Annotated in this window: 14 protein-coding genes; 6 read left to right on the top strand and 8 right to left on the bottom strand. The window is 36.6% G+C overall.

The features are described from left to right. Positions 1–69 precede the first annotated feature (69 nt). Positions 70–3,132, top strand: a complete 3,063-nt coding sequence (gene infB, locus IM797_RS05770) for a translation initiation factor IF-2 (protein ID WP_194126165.1) — start codon at positions 70–72, stop codon at positions 3,130–3,132. A 68-nt stretch (positions 3,133–3,200) separates the two neighbouring features. Here infB and IM797_RS05775 read toward each other — a convergent pair whose 3' ends face one another. Then, entirely contained in the window at positions 3,201–3,902 is a 702-nt protein-coding gene (locus IM797_RS05775; RefSeq protein ID WP_194126166.1) for an AIM24 family protein, read from the bottom strand. 133 nt (positions 3,903–4,035) lie between these two features. Here IM797_RS05775 and IM797_RS05780 point away from each other — a divergent pair, with 133 nt between their 5' ends. From IM797_RS05780 to IM797_RS05790, 3 genes are all read left to right on the top strand, one after another. Then, positions 4,036–4,383 (top strand): DUF2809 domain-containing protein, encoded by a 348-nt coding sequence (locus IM797_RS05780; protein ID WP_228098734.1) that lies wholly within the window; start codon positions 4,036–4,038, stop codon positions 4,381–4,383. A 325-nt stretch (positions 4,384–4,708) separates the two neighbouring features. After that, entirely contained in the window at positions 4,709–5,503 is a 795-nt protein-coding gene (locus IM797_RS05785; RefSeq protein WP_194126168.1) for a methyltransferase, TIGR04325 family, read from the top strand. Positions 5,504–5,859: 356 nt separating this feature from the next. After that, positions 5,860–6,639, top strand: a complete 780-nt coding sequence (locus IM797_RS05790) for a methyltransferase domain-containing protein (protein ID WP_194126169.1) — start codon at positions 5,860–5,862, stop codon at positions 6,637–6,639. 132 nt (positions 6,640–6,771) lie between these two features. Here the strand turns inward: IM797_RS05790 and IM797_RS05795 are convergent, their stop codons facing one another. Both IM797_RS05795 and IM797_RS05800 read right to left on the bottom strand, forming a co-directional pair. Continuing rightward, positions 6,772–7,509 carry a glycosyltransferase gene (locus tag IM797_RS05795; protein ID WP_194126170.1) on the bottom strand — a complete coding sequence of 246 codons (738 nt, stop codon included), beginning with the start codon at positions 7,507–7,509 and terminating at the stop codon, positions 6,772–6,774. Continuing rightward, positions 7,509–8,426, bottom strand: coding sequence for a glycosyltransferase family 2 protein (locus tag IM797_RS05800; protein ID WP_194126171.1), 918 nt, complete (start codon positions 8,424–8,426; stop codon positions 7,509–7,511). Before IM797_RS05800 ends, IM797_RS05795 begins: the two co-directional genes overlap by 1 nt. An 87-nt stretch (positions 8,427–8,513) precedes the next feature. Between IM797_RS05800 and IM797_RS05805 the strand changes: the two genes are divergently transcribed. Then, the gene (locus IM797_RS05805; RefSeq protein ID WP_194126172.1) at positions 8,514–9,404 is read left to right on the top strand and encodes a glycosyltransferase; all 891 of its coding nucleotides are present in this window, start codon (positions 8,514–8,516) and stop codon (positions 9,402–9,404) included. Positions 9,405–9,415: 11 nt separating this feature from the next. On the opposite strand, the gene IM797_RS05810 is transcribed toward IM797_RS05805, so the two are convergent. Further along, positions 9,416–10,324 carry a glycosyltransferase gene (locus tag IM797_RS05810; protein ID WP_194126173.1) on the bottom strand — a complete coding sequence of 303 codons (909 nt, stop codon included), beginning with the start codon at positions 10,322–10,324 and terminating at the stop codon, positions 9,416–9,418. Positions 10,325–10,428: 104 nt separating this feature from the next. Between IM797_RS05810 and IM797_RS05815 the strand changes: the two genes are divergently transcribed. Beyond that, the gene (locus tag IM797_RS05815) at positions 10,429–11,445 is read left to right on the top strand and encodes a glycosyltransferase family A protein (RefSeq protein WP_194126174.1); all 1,017 of its coding nucleotides are present in this window, start codon (positions 10,429–10,431) and stop codon (positions 11,443–11,445) included. Here the strand turns inward: IM797_RS05815 and IM797_RS05820 are convergent. Genes IM797_RS05820 through IM797_RS05835 form a run of 4 tightly spaced genes read right to left on the bottom strand, consistent with a single transcriptional unit; the run spans position 11,442 to position 15,725 of the window. After that, on the bottom strand, positions 11,442–12,377 hold the full coding sequence (locus IM797_RS05820; protein WP_194126175.1) for a nucleotide-diphospho-sugar transferase: 936 nt from the start codon (positions 12,375–12,377) through the stop codon (positions 11,442–11,444). The two genes, IM797_RS05815 and IM797_RS05820, sit on opposite strands and share 4 nt — an antisense overlap. Positions 12,378–12,382: 5 nt before the next feature. Next, a complete protein-coding gene (locus IM797_RS05825) occupies positions 12,383–13,186 on the bottom strand; it encodes a DUF5672 family protein (protein WP_194126176.1) in 804 nt (267 codons plus the stop codon). Further along, positions 13,187–13,906: a glycosyltransferase gene (locus IM797_RS05830; RefSeq protein ID WP_228098735.1), complete on the bottom strand. Its 720-nt coding sequence runs from the start codon at positions 13,904–13,906 to the stop codon at positions 13,187–13,189. It lies immediately after the preceding gene. Next, positions 13,896–15,725, bottom strand: a complete 1,830-nt coding sequence (locus IM797_RS05835; RefSeq protein ID WP_194126654.1) for an ABC transporter ATP-binding protein — start codon at positions 15,723–15,725, stop codon at positions 13,896–13,898. The genes IM797_RS05830 and IM797_RS05835 overlap by 11 nt, the downstream gene beginning before the upstream one ends. Positions 15,726–15,813 lie beyond the last annotated feature (88 nt).

The following is a 15,813-nucleotide window of genomic DNA, read 5'->3' on the forward strand; positions in this document are numbered from 1 at the left end:
ATACACATGAAATAAACAAGAATAAACGTTACTTTTGTATAAGAATTAAGAAAAAAAATAGGATAATCAATGTCAGACGACAAACCAATAATTTTATTTAAGGCAGTTAAGGAACTTAACGTAGGAATAGCTACGGCCGTTGAGTTTTTAGAAAAGAAAGGCTTTTCTGTTGAGAATAAACCCACTACTAAGCTCTCTCGCGACATGTACAACGCATTGTTGAAAGAGTTTCAGGGCGATAAAATCGTAAAAGAAGAAGCCAATCAAATTGTTATTGGTAAAATTCGTCGTGATGAGCCTGAAGTAACAGAGAAAGTTACGGAAGCACCTAGAAAAAATGTTGAATTCGAGAACGAGGGTATTTTAGTTAAAAACCTTCATGCTTATACGCCTCCGGCAGAAAAACCAAAAGAGGAAGTTCCTGTGAAACCAGCAGTGGTAGAAAAGGAAGAAGAGAAGGCTGATGAAGGTGCTTTACCAGGAGTGAAAATAGTAGGCAAGATAAATCTTGATGATTTAAACGCTAAAACACGTCCTGTGAAAAAAGAGGAAAGTCCTGCACCTGCTGAAGTTAAGGCTGAAACGCCAGTAACTCCGGCAGCGCCTGTTCAGGAAAAAGCTCCTGAGCCGGTGGTTAAGGAAGTAGAAAAACCAGTTGAACAGCCAGTTGTTGCTGAGGTAAAACCAGAACCGGTTAAACCTGTAGAAGCACCGAAAGCGGAAGTGCCAAAAGCTCCGGTAGCTGAAACACCTGTGGTAAAAGCACCAGCACCTGTAGCAGAAACTCCAAAAGAGGCCCCTGCTGAACCTAAGGTTGAGAAACCTGATGAGGTTGAAGTAATTAAAGCACGGTCGGTAAAACTTTCGGGACCAAACATCATTGGTAAAATTACTTTGCCGGTAACTCCGGATCGTAAATCGCAACCTGTTGCTTCTTCGGGTGATAGTGCCGATGCAAGGAAAAAACGCAAACGTAAAAAGACTCCGGGAGGACATCCTGGTCAGCAAGGTAATAACCAGGCTGGTGGCGGACATCAAAATCCTGCCGGTCAGCAAGGAAGCAACCCTCCTGCACAAGGTGGTACAGCAAGACCAGCAGCGCCTACGTTTACCAACAGACCTGATTTCAGGAACAATACTAATAATACAGCCAACAGGCCTAATTTCAGGAACAACAAACCAGGAGCTCCTGGACATAGTGGTCCGAAAGAAGAACCTACGGAAAAAGAAATACAAGATCAGATCAAAGCCACACTTGCACGTTTAAGTGGAGCTGGTAAATCTGGTAAATTTGCTCAGCGTGCTAAATTGCGTCGTCAAAAACGTGATGATGTTGCTATGTCTGCTGATGAAGCGGCAATGGAGCAAGAGTTGCAATCAAGGGTACTTAAAGTAACCGAGTTTGTAACTGCAAATGAATTGGCAACCATGATGGACGAGCCGGTGACAAAGATTATCGCAACTTGTATGAGTTTGGGTATGTTTGTTTCCATCAACCAGCGTTTGGATGCTGAAACTTTAACGATTGTTGCGGATGAGTTTGGTTACGAGATTCAATTCGTGAAACCAGATGATGAAAGTGACATCGTTATTGAAGAAGAAGATACCGAGGAAGATTTATTGCCAAGAGCACCCGTTGTGACCATTATGGGACACGTGGATCATGGTAAAACATCCTTGCTGGATTATATCCGTAAAGCAAATGTAGTTGCCGGTGAGGCGGGTGGTATTACCCAGCACATCGGTGCTTATATGGTAACGACCTCTACAGGTAAAAAAGTAACCTTCCTGGATACACCAGGTCACGAAGCCTTTACAGCGATGCGTGCCCGTGGTGCCAAGGTGGCGGATATTGCAATCATTGTGGTTGCTGCGGATGATGCGGTGATGCCTCAAACTAAAGAGGCAATCAATCACGCACAGGCTGCGGGTGTACCATTGGTGTTTGCCTTTACCAAAATTGATAAACCGGGTGCAAACTCTGATAAAATACGTGAGCAACTGTCCATTATGAATATCCTGGTTGAGGATTGGGGAGGTAACTTCCAGTCGCAGGAAATTTCTGGTAAGAGCGGTTTAAATGTAGACTTGTTATTGGAGAAAGTATTGTTAGAAGCTGAGTTGTTAGACTTGAAAGCCAATCCTAACAAGCGCGCCACTGGTAGTGTAATTGAGGCTACTTTAGATAAAGGGCGTGGTATTGTAACTACTGTACTGGTACAAGCAGGTACTTTAAAAGTAGGTGATCCGATATTAGCTGGTAGTTATAGTGGTAAGGTTAAAGCCTTATTCAATGAGCGTGGACAAAAAGTAGATAAAGCAGGTCCTTCAGTACCAGTACAGGTATTGGGTATGCAAGGCGCACCTACAGCAGGTGATCGATTCAATGCACTGGAAAGTGAGGTTGAAGCCAGAGAGATTGCAAACAAACGTTTACAATTGATGCGTGAGCAGGGACTTCGTACACAGAAACACATTACTTTGGATGAGATCGGTCGTCGTTTGGCAATCGGTAACTTTAAAGAGCTTAACCTGATTGTTAAGGGTGACGTGGACGGATCTATCGAGGCATTGTCTGACTCATTGTTGAAATTGTCTACTCCGGAGATTCAAATTAACATCATTAGTAAAGCAGTGGGTCAGATTTCTGAATCTGATGTATTGTTGGCTTCTGCTTCTGATGCGATCATTATCGGTTTCCAGGTGCGTCCTTCAACAGGTGCACGTAAGCTGGCCGAAGCTGAACAAATTGATATCCGTTTGTATTCGATCATCTACGATGCAATTAACGAGATTAAAGCAGCGATGGAAGGTATGTTGGCTCCTGAGTTTGAAGAGAAGATCACTGCGAATGTGGAGATCAGAGATACCTTCAAAATCACTAAGGTTGGTACAATTGCCGGATGTATGGTGTTGGATGGTACAATTACACGTAACAGCAAGATTCGTATTGTTAGAGACGGGGTAGTGGTTTACACTGGTGAGCTGGCTTCATTGAAACGTTATAAAGATGACGTAAAAGAGGTATCAAGAGGTTACGAGTGCGGATTGAACATCCAGAACTTTAATAATATTGAGGTAGGTGACATCGTTGAAGCTTACGAACAAGTTGAAGTGAAGAGAAAGTTATAATTTCTTATAATTATATTAGAAAGCCGCTTAAGTAAAATCTTAAGCGGCTTTTTTGTTAAGCCGTTATTTTAAGATTTTGGTGCATATTTAACTTCCTCATAGGGTTGTACCAAAACCCAGCCCTGACCAGCAAATTCAAGCTGAAAAGATTCTCCGCTACCTCTGCCAATGAAAGAACCAAAGGTTAAATTGGTTTTGATTTGAGGCGTCAGGTGTTCTGACCAGGCTACTGTAGCATTAGGATCTGTGAACACAGGCTGACCTGGTGTTACCTTGAGCAGAATGGGTTCTCCATGGGTAGTGATTGCGATGTATCCTGAGCCTGATAACCTGACCTGGAACAAGCCGCCAGACATCATTCCTGCGACACTCTTCAGCATTTTTATTTCATTTGTGATGCTTTCTTCCATGGCTAAAACATCATTGCCATTTACAAAGATGGACTCGTTCTGAAGCTTTATAATCTTTACCTTTTTACCTTCATCGGCCAGGTATAGTTTACCGCTTCCGGTGGCGTACATCAAGGACATTCCTTCGCCGGATATTGCTTTTTTTAAGAGGCCGCCAATACCTTTGCTTAGCATGCCTTCCCTTTTAAAATCAATATTTCCAATGTAAGAAACCATAGATCCGGCTTTTGCCATAATTTTCTGATTTCGCATATTAACCTCTAACATGGCTGGCTTTTCCAATTCAAAAAAGTCATTTTCGTTTGGATCTTCTGCTGCTTCCTGTATAAATTCGTTCAGGGTGTACTCTCTTTTGTTCATCGTTAATTTTCTTTGTTTAAATTCATAAGTGACATCAATATCTAACTTTTAAGTTATAGATTGAAAAAAATGTTTAGATATTGCGAGCAAAATGAATTTTAGGAATATACAGTTTAGATTTAATCTGGCTCATTTGATCGTAGCCGTCCTTTTGTTTCTGGTGGAGGTGATCATTGCAGTTTATGTGCATGACGAATTTATAAGACCTTATATCGGGGATGTTTTGGTGGTTATCCTTTTGTATTATCTGCTGACGAGCTTTCTCCATGCTCCGGTTTTTGAAATGACGGTTGCTGTATTGTTGTTTTCATATCTGGTTGAAACGCTGCAGTACTTTAATTTTGTAGGATTAATAGGGCTATCAGATTCTAGACTGGCTAATATTGTTATTGGGAACTCATTTGCCTGGGGGGATATATTGGCTTATACGGTGGGGATTATTATAGTGTTAGCAGTTGAGCTGGGCTTTAGAAAGAGGTAATATTCGATTGAACTTGTATCCTATCCAACTCTTGTTACAGCACTTTTATGTTCCTTTCAGTGTGCCGGCTGAACCGAAGGATTGTCTTTATAGCAGGTCTTTTTGCTTTCTGATGTGCTGTAGTGTAATTTGTAGTAAATCCCAAGACTTAAATAATCTTCTATGATGCGGGGCATAATAAATCAATTATGCATAACCTTTCTTCAGCTATTTATTCTATCAATTTCCCTAAATGATACACCGGATCATCTAGTAGAATTTTTTATAAATCAACACATTTTAAATCCCCTATTTTATTTATTTTGCGGATAAATAAATTCTGTTTATGTCTTGGATAACAAAAAAATTCAGCAAAAAAAATCGTTATGGTTGGTTTGGGAATTTCGATAGTTGGGAGGAGGTCAAACGCATTGCTCCAGGGTATGATGCAGATAACATCTTGAAGAAAACAAAGGAGTCGTTACTGAAGGTTAAAAATGGGGAAGCAGTCTATGAGCGAGATTCCGTGTTATTTGATAAAAAAGAGTATCCCTATGCCATTATTTCTGCTTTATTATACATAGCTCTCCTAAATAACAATAAGTTAAACGTAATAGATTTTGGGGGATCTCTGGGTAGTACATGGTTTCAGGTTCGTGACTTTATTCCTGCGGAAATTGAAGTGAGTTGGTCTATTGTTGAACAGGAGACTTATATTAAAGAAGGTAAAGAACACTTTGCTGATGATGTGCTTGATTTTTACTATTCAATAGATGAATGTATCGCCACTAAAAAGACCATCCAAGTGATTTTACTTTCTAGTGTGGTTCAGTATCTTGAGAAGCCTCATGAGTTCCTGGATCAATTAAACAATTATAAAATGGATTATCTTTTATTTGATCGTACTGCTTTTATTAATGGAGATGCAGAAGACCGACTTACTTTGCAGATCGTTCCGCCAGAAATTTATGAAGCAAAATATCCCGCATGGTTTTTTAATGAATCCAGATTTTTGAAACATTTTGAATCTTATACGCTTAAAGCAGAGTTCCATTCATTTGTTGAAGGTGAAGCTAGGATGTCGATAGACAACAAAATTGTTGCTTATGACAAAGGGTTTATTTTTGAAAGAATCAAATAAAAAAGCACGATCTAATCTGATGCTGAGGAGAAAATAGTAATAATATTAATTGTTTGAGATTGTAAATTTTTAGCCTGTAGATGTGGGCTTGTAAATATGGTCAGTACTGCTCCGTTGAATTTTCAAACCTCGCTAATATTCCTATAAATGTTAGGTATAACTTGTCTTCTGCCTTAAGGAAAATAGTTCGTCTAATTCAATTGGACAAGGTTTAGCCTGTCATCTTATGGTTTCAAGTTATTGATGAATAAAGGTTTTTGAGCTTTTTATCGTTTTTTTATTACCTTAGGTTGTCTTTATAGTATCTGCCACCCATATTTGCCGATGTCTCATATTGACGCTTAACTAATTGAAAAATGAATTTTTTTTACGACTTAGGCTTTAATAAGGTTGAATGGAGGACAAAAATATTGTTACTGCTATTCAATAAAACATATAAGAAAAAGCTAATCGAGTATAAATATGCTTTTGCTGATAAAATTGGACTTGAAATTGGAGGACCAAGTAAGTTCTTTTCTTCCGAGATACTCCCAATATATAATTGGGTAGAAAGAATAGATGGTTGTAATTTTAGTAAAAATACAATTTGGGAGGGGGCTATAGATGGTGATCAGTATAAATTTCATCCAGATAAATCTGGAAAACAATATATATTGGACGGTTCTGATTTAGTAGAAATTGAGGATAAAAAATATGATTTTCTACTATCATGTCATAATTTGGAGCATATTGCAAATCCTTTGAAAGCAATAAAAGAATGGGTAAGGGTATTAAAACCAGGTGGATTTATGCTACTTATTCTTCCAGATAAAAGGTTTACTTTTGATAGAAACAGGCCTTATACTTCGTTTGATCACATTTTATCAGATTTTGAATCCAATATGGGAGAGGATGATTTAACACACTTAGAGGAAATATTGCGACTTCATGATTTAATAATGGATCCAGGAGCAGGCATGGATTTTGAGGTGTTTAAAGAAAGATGTGAAGATAACTTTGCGGTAAGAGGGCTACATCAACACGTATTTTCTTTCGATTTATTAGAGGAAATCAGTTCTTATTTTAATTTGAGTACTGTTCTTAAATACGACGTTCCCCCTTATCATAAAATCATTTTGGCTAGGAAAAAGGTTTAGGCACTTATTGTTAAATTATGGGATTAGATGGTTATGCCCGTGTATTTGATCAGCCTTTTAAGTTTTATAATCGCTTAAGTTTTGTTATGACTTATAAGGAAATCTTTTTTAACCGCATGTATTCATTCAAATCTAATTTTGTCCATATTTTTTGTATTCTTCTACAAAATCGTCTAAACCAGAATGCTTGTACTTTTGTATTTCACGATCAAGATGTCCATACGCTCTGGCGTAATGTGGACCGGAAGCATGAAAGCAGAATTTATCTTTTATAATTCCGGATTTAAGGTGAAGCTTTTTTGCAAAAAGTGCAGAAAGCATTCCATCTTCTCCCATCTTCATACTAAGCTTTGAAAATAGAAAGCGCCATTTTATTTTTTTATAATCGGTTGCTCTAAAGCTCGTACACCAACCTCCTGTAGGGCCAAGTTCTATGGATTTATTTGATCTGGTATCATTAATATAATGTTCAGGTCCAGGTTTTGCACCATTTGTAAATTCATTTTGTATAACGTTAAGGGCAATGAAACCGTAATCAGGATAGGTCATCATATAATCAGAAAAGATCTCATCTAGCCCTTCTGGGAAAGCCAACACATCATCATCTACTATGACTATATATTTCCCCTTAGCCTTTGCGAACAGTTTTTTATAGGCACCTATCCCATAGTTTTTTTTAAGATGGAAGATTTTAACCTGTTGATGGTTTTCATAGCATTGTAAAACGGATGATGTTGCGTCATCTGACCCATTGTCCATAATGAGAATCTCACAGGAAGACGGATCTTTTATGGAAAGCAATAAAGCTTCTAAACATTTTTCTAGGAACTGATATCGATTCCAGGTTAAAATCACAAAACTAATTTTCATTATTTTTTATTTAGATTGAAAACCATCGATCTTATTTTTTTTAAATTTCTTCTCATGGGTTCTTTACTCGTTGCCATAAATTCATCTTTATATTTTATCAAAAGAAAGAACAGCCTTAACTTTTCTAAGAACGAGATTTCTTTTTTGATTAGACAGGATATCTTTTTCAAATAATTGGCATAATTCCCTTTGTAATTACTGCAATGTTGCATCCATTCTTTACTTAATAATAGTGGGTTAGGAGGGACTTCGTCTAGTTTATCTTGTCTGAGATTCAACATGTCAATAGTGTTATTTAAATGCTGTCTATATTTAACTAAAGTAATCGGGAGATATTTGATTGGGCCAAGGTTTACAGCAACAAAGGCTAACCACCAATCGTGGAATAATCTTGGATTGAATGGTAGTGCATGCTCAAGTAATATTCTGTCAAATAAGATTGTATGGCCGGATACACTATTTTTAAGAAAGAAAGGTATAGGAGATGTCCAATCTTGTAGTCTTAACAAGTCTGACATTTTTATATCCATTTCATTATCATTCTCATCGATATATTGTGAATCATGATATACCATTACATAACCTGGTATAGCTTTTACCTGCATTGATATTTTGCTAGGGCTCCAAATGTCATCATGGTCTGATAACGCAATATATCTCCCATTACATAATGAAATTGCTCGCTCAAAGTTTTTAACGTAGCCTAAGTTTTCGTGATTACAATAAAGTTTTAGGTTGGGATATTGATCCGCATACTGTTCGAGCACGAGTTTGGACATATCTGTTGAGCAGTCGTCAACCACGATGACTTCAATATTATTGTAATCCTGATTAAAAATGGAATCAAGTTGTTTGGAAAGATATTTTGCACCGTTATAAACACACACTGCAATTGACACTAAAGGTTGTTTTTCCATTCTTTCAGTGGAGGTTTAAGGATTGCCTTCATGGACAAAGATATAGATAATGCTGAAAAATGCTAAGTTTGCATTTAAATCGAGAATATGATTTCAATTATTATATGTTCTGCCAGTAGAGAGCTTCTAGCTTCAGCAATAAATAACATAGAAAATACAATTGGTGTTCCTTTTGAAATCCTGAGTTATGAAAACCCAAAGGGAGAATTTGGCATTTGTAATATCTACAATAAAGGTGCAAAAGCTGCAAAATTCGATATTTTATGCTTTATGCATGAAGATTTAGATATAAAAACATTTGATTGGGGAAAGATAGTTCTTCAATCTTTCAGTGAGAACAACAACTTAGGTATTATGGGTGTTGTAGGTTGTTCATATAAATCGATGGCTCCATCCGGATGGGAGGCAAGAAGCCTTGAAAGTAAACTTCTTTTTTATAATTACATACAGCACTATAAATTTACGAATACTCCTTCTGCTCATTTTATTGAAAATCCGGACAATGCTCAAATTTCAAAAGTTGTTTCAGTAGATGGCATGTGGTTTTGTACTAAAAAAACAATATTTACTGAATTCTCATTTGATGAAAAATTGTTTAGTGGATTTCATTGTTATGATCTTGATTTTTGCTTCCAGGTACGGCAGAAATATGATGTTGCAGTTACCTTTCAAATTTTGATTGAACATTTCTCAGAAGGAAATTTTAAGAAAGATTGGTGGATGGACACACTCCGATTACATTGGAAGTGGAGGACAGAGCTTCCAATGTCAGTAGATAAATTATCTAATAGGACTCAGTTTTTAATCGAGAAAAGAACGTATAGAAGTTTAGTCTACTTACTTACAGATATGGGATATTCAAAAAGATATTTGTTTCCCTTGTTTTTGAAGTTGAAAGCTTATGGACTGATGAGTTGGCAACAGTATTTTAAAATAAATTATTTTACCTTAAAGTTTTTTAATGCTAGAAAAAAATAGCTTAAATCTCATCATTTTCCTTTTGATATTTGCCAAATGGTACTTGATAAAGTTTTATAGTAATTCACTTTTGGAGAAGTCTTAAAAAGAAGCTTTATATCTGCTGCTACCTTAAAATCAAGATTTGATTTTTGTTTCCAATAAATTCTAAATTGACTTTTATAGGCTTTAATATATTCTAAGTCGGTAATTAAATTTTCTCGATACAATATCTGTAGCACTTTTAAATTCTCAATAAGATCTAAACCGGTTTTTGTTGCTTTTCCACTAACATCCTGATCGTGCTTTCTAAAATAGTTTAATAATTTTCCACTCACATGAACTTTACCCAGCCGAGATAGTTCGATCCAAAATAGCCAGTCGCCGCAAAATTTATAATCTAGAAATTCCTTCGAGATATTTTTGAACTGCTCCTTTTTCCACAGCACCATGCTCGCATTAAAAACGGAATTATTAAGTAACATATATTCACGAATAAATATGTCACCTTCTATTACTTCTGAAAGAAGCGGATGCTGTGACTGCCAGCTAATTTCATTGGTGTTTTGAATACAATAAGATTGGCAATAGCTAAAGGTACATTTGGGATCTTTCTCTAAGCCAAAGACTAATTCTGCTAATAGATTGGATTCACACCAGTCATCACTTTCGGCAATCCATATAAATTCTCCCTTGGCAAGCGCTATTCCCTTTTCCCATTGTTTAAATGTGCTACCACTATTTTTCTTGTTATAGATGATCTCGCTAACTTTAGGGTGTTGACTGTATGGATTAATAACCTGGCTGCTGTTGTCTGTTGAACAATCGTCTAATATGATTACTTCAAAATCCTGATAAGATTGATTTAGGACACTTTCAATACGTTGTACCAGATAATCTGCATGGTTGTAATTGGGGATAATAACAGAAACTTTTGGCATTTGAAATGAATAAGAATTTAGCTTTACGAAGGCACTAAGATAAAGGGATAAGTTGTTATTTTAATTTATATCGATGTATCTTCGTTATTTAAACTCAAATATATATGTCTTTAGCTTATAATATCGAATATTCTATTATAATCTGCTCTTATAACCCGGATGATCGTTTATTGAAACGATGTTTAGCTGCAGTTCAATCGCTGGTGGTTGATAATTTTATAGCTGAGGTCATTTTGGTTGACAATAATAGTGACGTTCCTTTAGATACCTTATTGTATGTGAGTGAGTTTTTAAATCAAATGCCCTATTCAAAGTTGATCAATGTCAAAATTCAGGGGTTAAATTATGCTAGAATGGCTGGAATTCAAGAATCAAAAGGAAATTATGTGGTGTTTTTTGACGATGATAATGAGCCTAATGTCTGCTATCTACAAGGCTTGCGTAAACTTCATCAGGATTACCATCACGTCGCTGCATGGGGGCCGGGAAATGTTGAAGTCGATTTCATTGATGGAATTATGGACTCTGGCATTGAGGATTATGCCAGAGAAGCCTTCCAAGAGCGGTATGAAACTCATATTACTTATGCCAATCAAAGAAGCTGGCAAGCTTGTTATCCTTTTGGTACAGGTTTGTGTTTAAATAAATCATATCTCAAAGAATATATCTCATTGGTTGAACAAGGTAGATTCAGTTTGTCTGATAGAAAAGGTAATCAGTTAAGCAGTGGGGGCGACACTCAGATGGTTTTATATTGTATTAGTAAAGGAGTTGCCGCAGGTGTTTCACCCGACTTAAAGTTGACGCATATGGTTCCTGGCAAAAGGACTACTTTTGAGTATTTAAAACGACTTACTTATGGAACTAGTGTATGTTATAGTACCTGCATGCTAGAAGTATTCCCTGAATATAAAGAAGTGATAAGAAAACAATTAGTGAATCGAACGAGATTCATCAATAAGACTTTAAAACGATATTTTCTACTGCATTTTTCTTCCAAACCTAAGAGTGTTTTAAAGCTGGTTGCTTATATCGGTGCAGTATCTGGAGATTATGTTGCATTGAAGCAACCCATACCCGATAGAATAAATTGGGTGTTGAGAAAGCTCAAGGCGATCTAGAATCTTTTTTTTAGCCACCTTTTAAATCGTCTGCGGTAAGAAAAATGTTTCTTTCTTCTTTCCTCCAAATGAAATTCCTTTTGAAAAACTTCGTAATCAGCTTGCTTTTCTGCAAGCATATATTTTGGATGGGTAATTTCTGTCATCTCGTGAAGCGGTAGGCGTGAATAAGGAGCATTAGGATTGGGGGTATGGGTGGCATCCGCTCTAAATCCAATATTAGTGATCAGATTTACGTTTGGATTTACTGATAGCCCATGGTTGAAATAATTTAAGAATGCAAGTTGAAAATCCCAAGTGTTGATTTTATCAGCTTTCAGTTCTTTAAAAATATTGATCCACTGCTCTGCTAAAAAGTCGTCGTAAAAAATTTTACTTAATTGTGCTCTTACGTCTGATTCCTGATATTGTACCAAGTCCCTGTCGTAGTCTTTCCACACACGTCTCCAGCTTGCCCAACCCCATATATTGGTGCTTTCTGTGAAATAATAACTCGCCTCACCCCAGGTTTTGCCGCTGTGTAAATTGCAGCCTGATATATGTCTGATCCGTTCATCTTTACGATACTTTTCTAACATTTGGTCGCAAAAATAAAAGAAGCTTAAGGCTGGTAAGCAATCGTCTTCTAAAATAATGCCCTCCTCTTCCTGCTCAAAGAACCAGTCTATTGCTGTTGATACTGCTAATTTACAGCCAAGATTTTCATTTCTGAAAAGAGTCTTCACCTCGCAATCCCAGTCAATTCTTGACAAAATAGCTCTTGATTCTATACATAAATTTGCCTCCATGGCTTTGTTTCGTCTTGGACCATCCGCAGCAATATATAGCCTTGACGGCTTTACTTTTTTGATCATTTCAAAAACTTCCAAAGTTGTGTCTGGGCGATTGAAAATTAGAAAAAGCAGCGGAGAATTTAATTGATACGATTTCATAATTGTCAAGGCTTATAATTAAATTTTAATAATATAGGCTTCCAGTAATCCAAGTGTTTATCCCAGGCGTGGCAACCAAATGGTAGTTGGTTGTGGTTTAGCTTAAAAGCTAGTTCTGGATAGGTTTCAACAGAGAATTTTAAGGCGATTTTGTAATTGGGTATATGAAGGTTTTTCTTTTTTCGATTTAACGCAACAGACCAGAAAATATCTTCGTTAAACTCCAACATTCCTTCTGCTAAATATTGATTTGCGAGATCTTTGAATTTAATACTCAGATCGTGAAATTTTTTCACCCTCCTTAATGATAATCCTCCGTTACCTACACCTTTAATAAGCTGTTTGGATTTGGGTAGGCCGTTATTCGAAATGTTGTACCTTTTGTATAACAAGCTTTTTATATTTAGGAAAAACTTGCTGATCGAGTTTTTTTTGTCAAAAGGATACAACCAGGGTGCGCCAATATAATCGTAATCTTTCTTGCACCAGTCTGAAAGCTGATCTGAAAATACAAAGGCGTCAAGTTGATAAATTAGTATGTATTCAAAATTAAGAAAAGTTTTGTAAAATATGCTCGATAACATCAATTCGTTATAACCGTGTATGTCTTTAAAATACTTGTCTTCAAATGATATAATGGATTGAAACTGCGTGTTTTTGATTAGGAAATCTACATTAAGCGATTTAGGTTTTATTGCAATAATAGGATAATTACTTAAGACCTTAAAACATTGGTTTAGGGCAAAGGCGTCATCATATGATAACGAATTTTTATAAAATGGAATGACAATAGCGACTTGTTGAGACATTTAATATTTTTTTAAAGCTATATGCGCTTTGATTTTTCTAAACATATAACGTGCCCAAATGCCAAACCCGAAATTTTTAAGAATTATTTTACTTTTGTTTTTTTCAAAAGCAAGGTCTTTATTCGTTGCGGAAATTCCGGTGTGGTTATAATTTGCGATAATCAAATCTCTATATTCAAAATGATAGTCCGGATCTTTGTGTAATTGCATATTTAATGCGTAATCCGCCGCTATTGGATATCGTGTGTCGTATTTGTATTTTTTGAAAATGGAGGTGGGATAAATGATAGATTGATGGAATACACCTAGTTTTGCCTGTTGGTAAGGGGGTATTAAACCTGAACATTTTTTTTCCTTATACATGACATTTCCATAATATATGGCTGACGGGTCTTCGAGTTCTTCAATTAATTTGGAAAAATCTGGGAGGAGCGCATCATCTGCTCCGATAAAATATACCCAGGGGGTGTTCAGTTGGAGCAAAGATTTATTCATCGCATGATAAATGCCCTGATCTGGTTCGCTTGCCCAATAATAGAGCTGGGCGGAGTTCTTATTCAAAATTTCGATAGTACTGTCATTGCTTTTACCGTCAATAACCACAATTTGTATATTGTTGTGATGTATTTGACTATAAATGCTATTAAGACATCTTTGTAATGTTTTAGATGCATTATAGGTTACAATAACGACGGTTACCATATTTTGTTTATTCTTCAAAGGTCTGCATATCGATTAGCCTTCTGTACAGTCCTTCATTTTTCATGAGTTCATTATGTGATCCCTGTTCAACAACTTTACCACGATCAAGCACGAGAATGAAGTCTGCATTTTGTATAGTAGACAATCTGTGCGCAATAATCAGTGAAGTGCGGTTTTCCATCAGTTTATACAAAGCATCTTGTACCAATTTCTCCGATTCCGCATCCAATGCCGAAGTTGCCTCATCTAATAACATGATAGGTGGATTGCCTAATATCGCTCTTGCAATACAGAGACGCTGCTTCTGCCCACCTGATAAACGAATACCGCGATCTCCAATAAAGGTGTCATAGCCACTTTCAGTTTCAAGGATAAAATCATGCGCATTAGCGATTTTTGCAGCCCTTATAACCTCTTCTGGGTTAGCATTGGGCTTTGCAAAGGCTATATTGTTGAAAATGGTATCATTAAATAGGATCGACTCCTGGTTAACGAATCCCATCTGGCTCCTTAATGAATCGGTATTTACATCTTTAATGTTGATGCCGTCAATAAATACATCGCCTTCCTGAGGTTCTATAAACCTGGGGATTAAATCCATTAAAGTTGACTTTCCTCCACCAGACGGACCAACCAATGCTATTGTTTTTCCTTTTGGAATTTTAATATTGATGCCATTTAAGACCTGGCGTTCCCCATACGCAAAAGAAATGCCCTTGAAAGTGATGTTATCTTGAAAAGCTTTGATTTGTATTGCATTGGGCTTATCTATAATTTCTGGCTCTATATCAATCAGATCGAGTACCCGTTTACCTGCAGCGAGGCCGGTATGTATGGCACTAAAAGCATCTGATAGCGCTTTTGCTGGTCTTGTCACTTGTGAGAATACAGCAATATAAGCGATAAATTCAGAAGATGTTAAAGAGGATTCTCCCGTTAATACCAGAGAGCCACCAAAGTACACAATTCCTGCAACCATCATTACACCCAGGAATTCAGATACCGGGGAAGCCAGTTGTTGTCGGCGTGCCATCTTTCTGTTGAGGTTGGAATAAGTCACATTCTCCTGATGAAAACGATTTTTAACATATTCTGTTGCATTGAATGCTTTCACAATTTTAATTCCTGATAAGGCTTCATCCAGGTAGCCCAGCATGTTTGCGAAAGTTTCATGAGCCAAAGTGGCCTGTTGTCTTAAACGTTTAACAATTTTTGCAATGATTAATCCGGAAAGCGGAATAACCAATAGCGAAAAGAAGGTTAGTTTTACGGAGATTGAGAAAAGCAATACTACATATACAATCAGTGTTACCGGTTCTTTGAATACGACCTGTAAGGTATTGGTAACGGTAAACTGTACCACTTGTACATCAGATGATACTTTTGAGATAATATCTCCTTTACGTGAGCTGTTAAAGTATCCAAGATGTAAGTTCATTACATTATTGAATACTTTTTTACGTAAATTTAATAACGTGTGAACACGAAGATCTTCCATAATCCTGGCAGAAAAGTACTTGAAGATATTTGATAAAAATACGGATGCAACAATAACAAGACATACAAATTTTAGGGCACCCTGTGCACCATAATTTTGTATGTAATAATTGGTTAACTCTCTGAATTTTGCCATCACGTCCCACCAGGATTTATCTTCAGTAACGGTGTTGGCAGATGCTAAGGCTGCATGACTGTTAAATAAAGTGTCAAGTAGTGGGGCTAATAGCGCTAAATTTAAGGTGTTAAACAGGATATATAATAAAGTGGCAATTACATAAGGTATGGCGAACTTTTCGATAGGTTTCGCAAAGGATAATAATCTGAAGTAATCTTTCATTAAAGTTTTGAAATTTTTCAAAGGTAACTATTTTAACGGCTTGTTTAAAATATGGGCAAATTGTGTCCAATGTCTACATGATCCGGAA

It is taken from the genome of Pedobacter sp. MC2016-24 (assembly GCF_015223055.1).
In the GTDB taxonomy this organism is placed as follows: domain Bacteria; phylum Bacteroidota; class Bacteroidia; order Sphingobacteriales; family Sphingobacteriaceae; genus Pedobacter.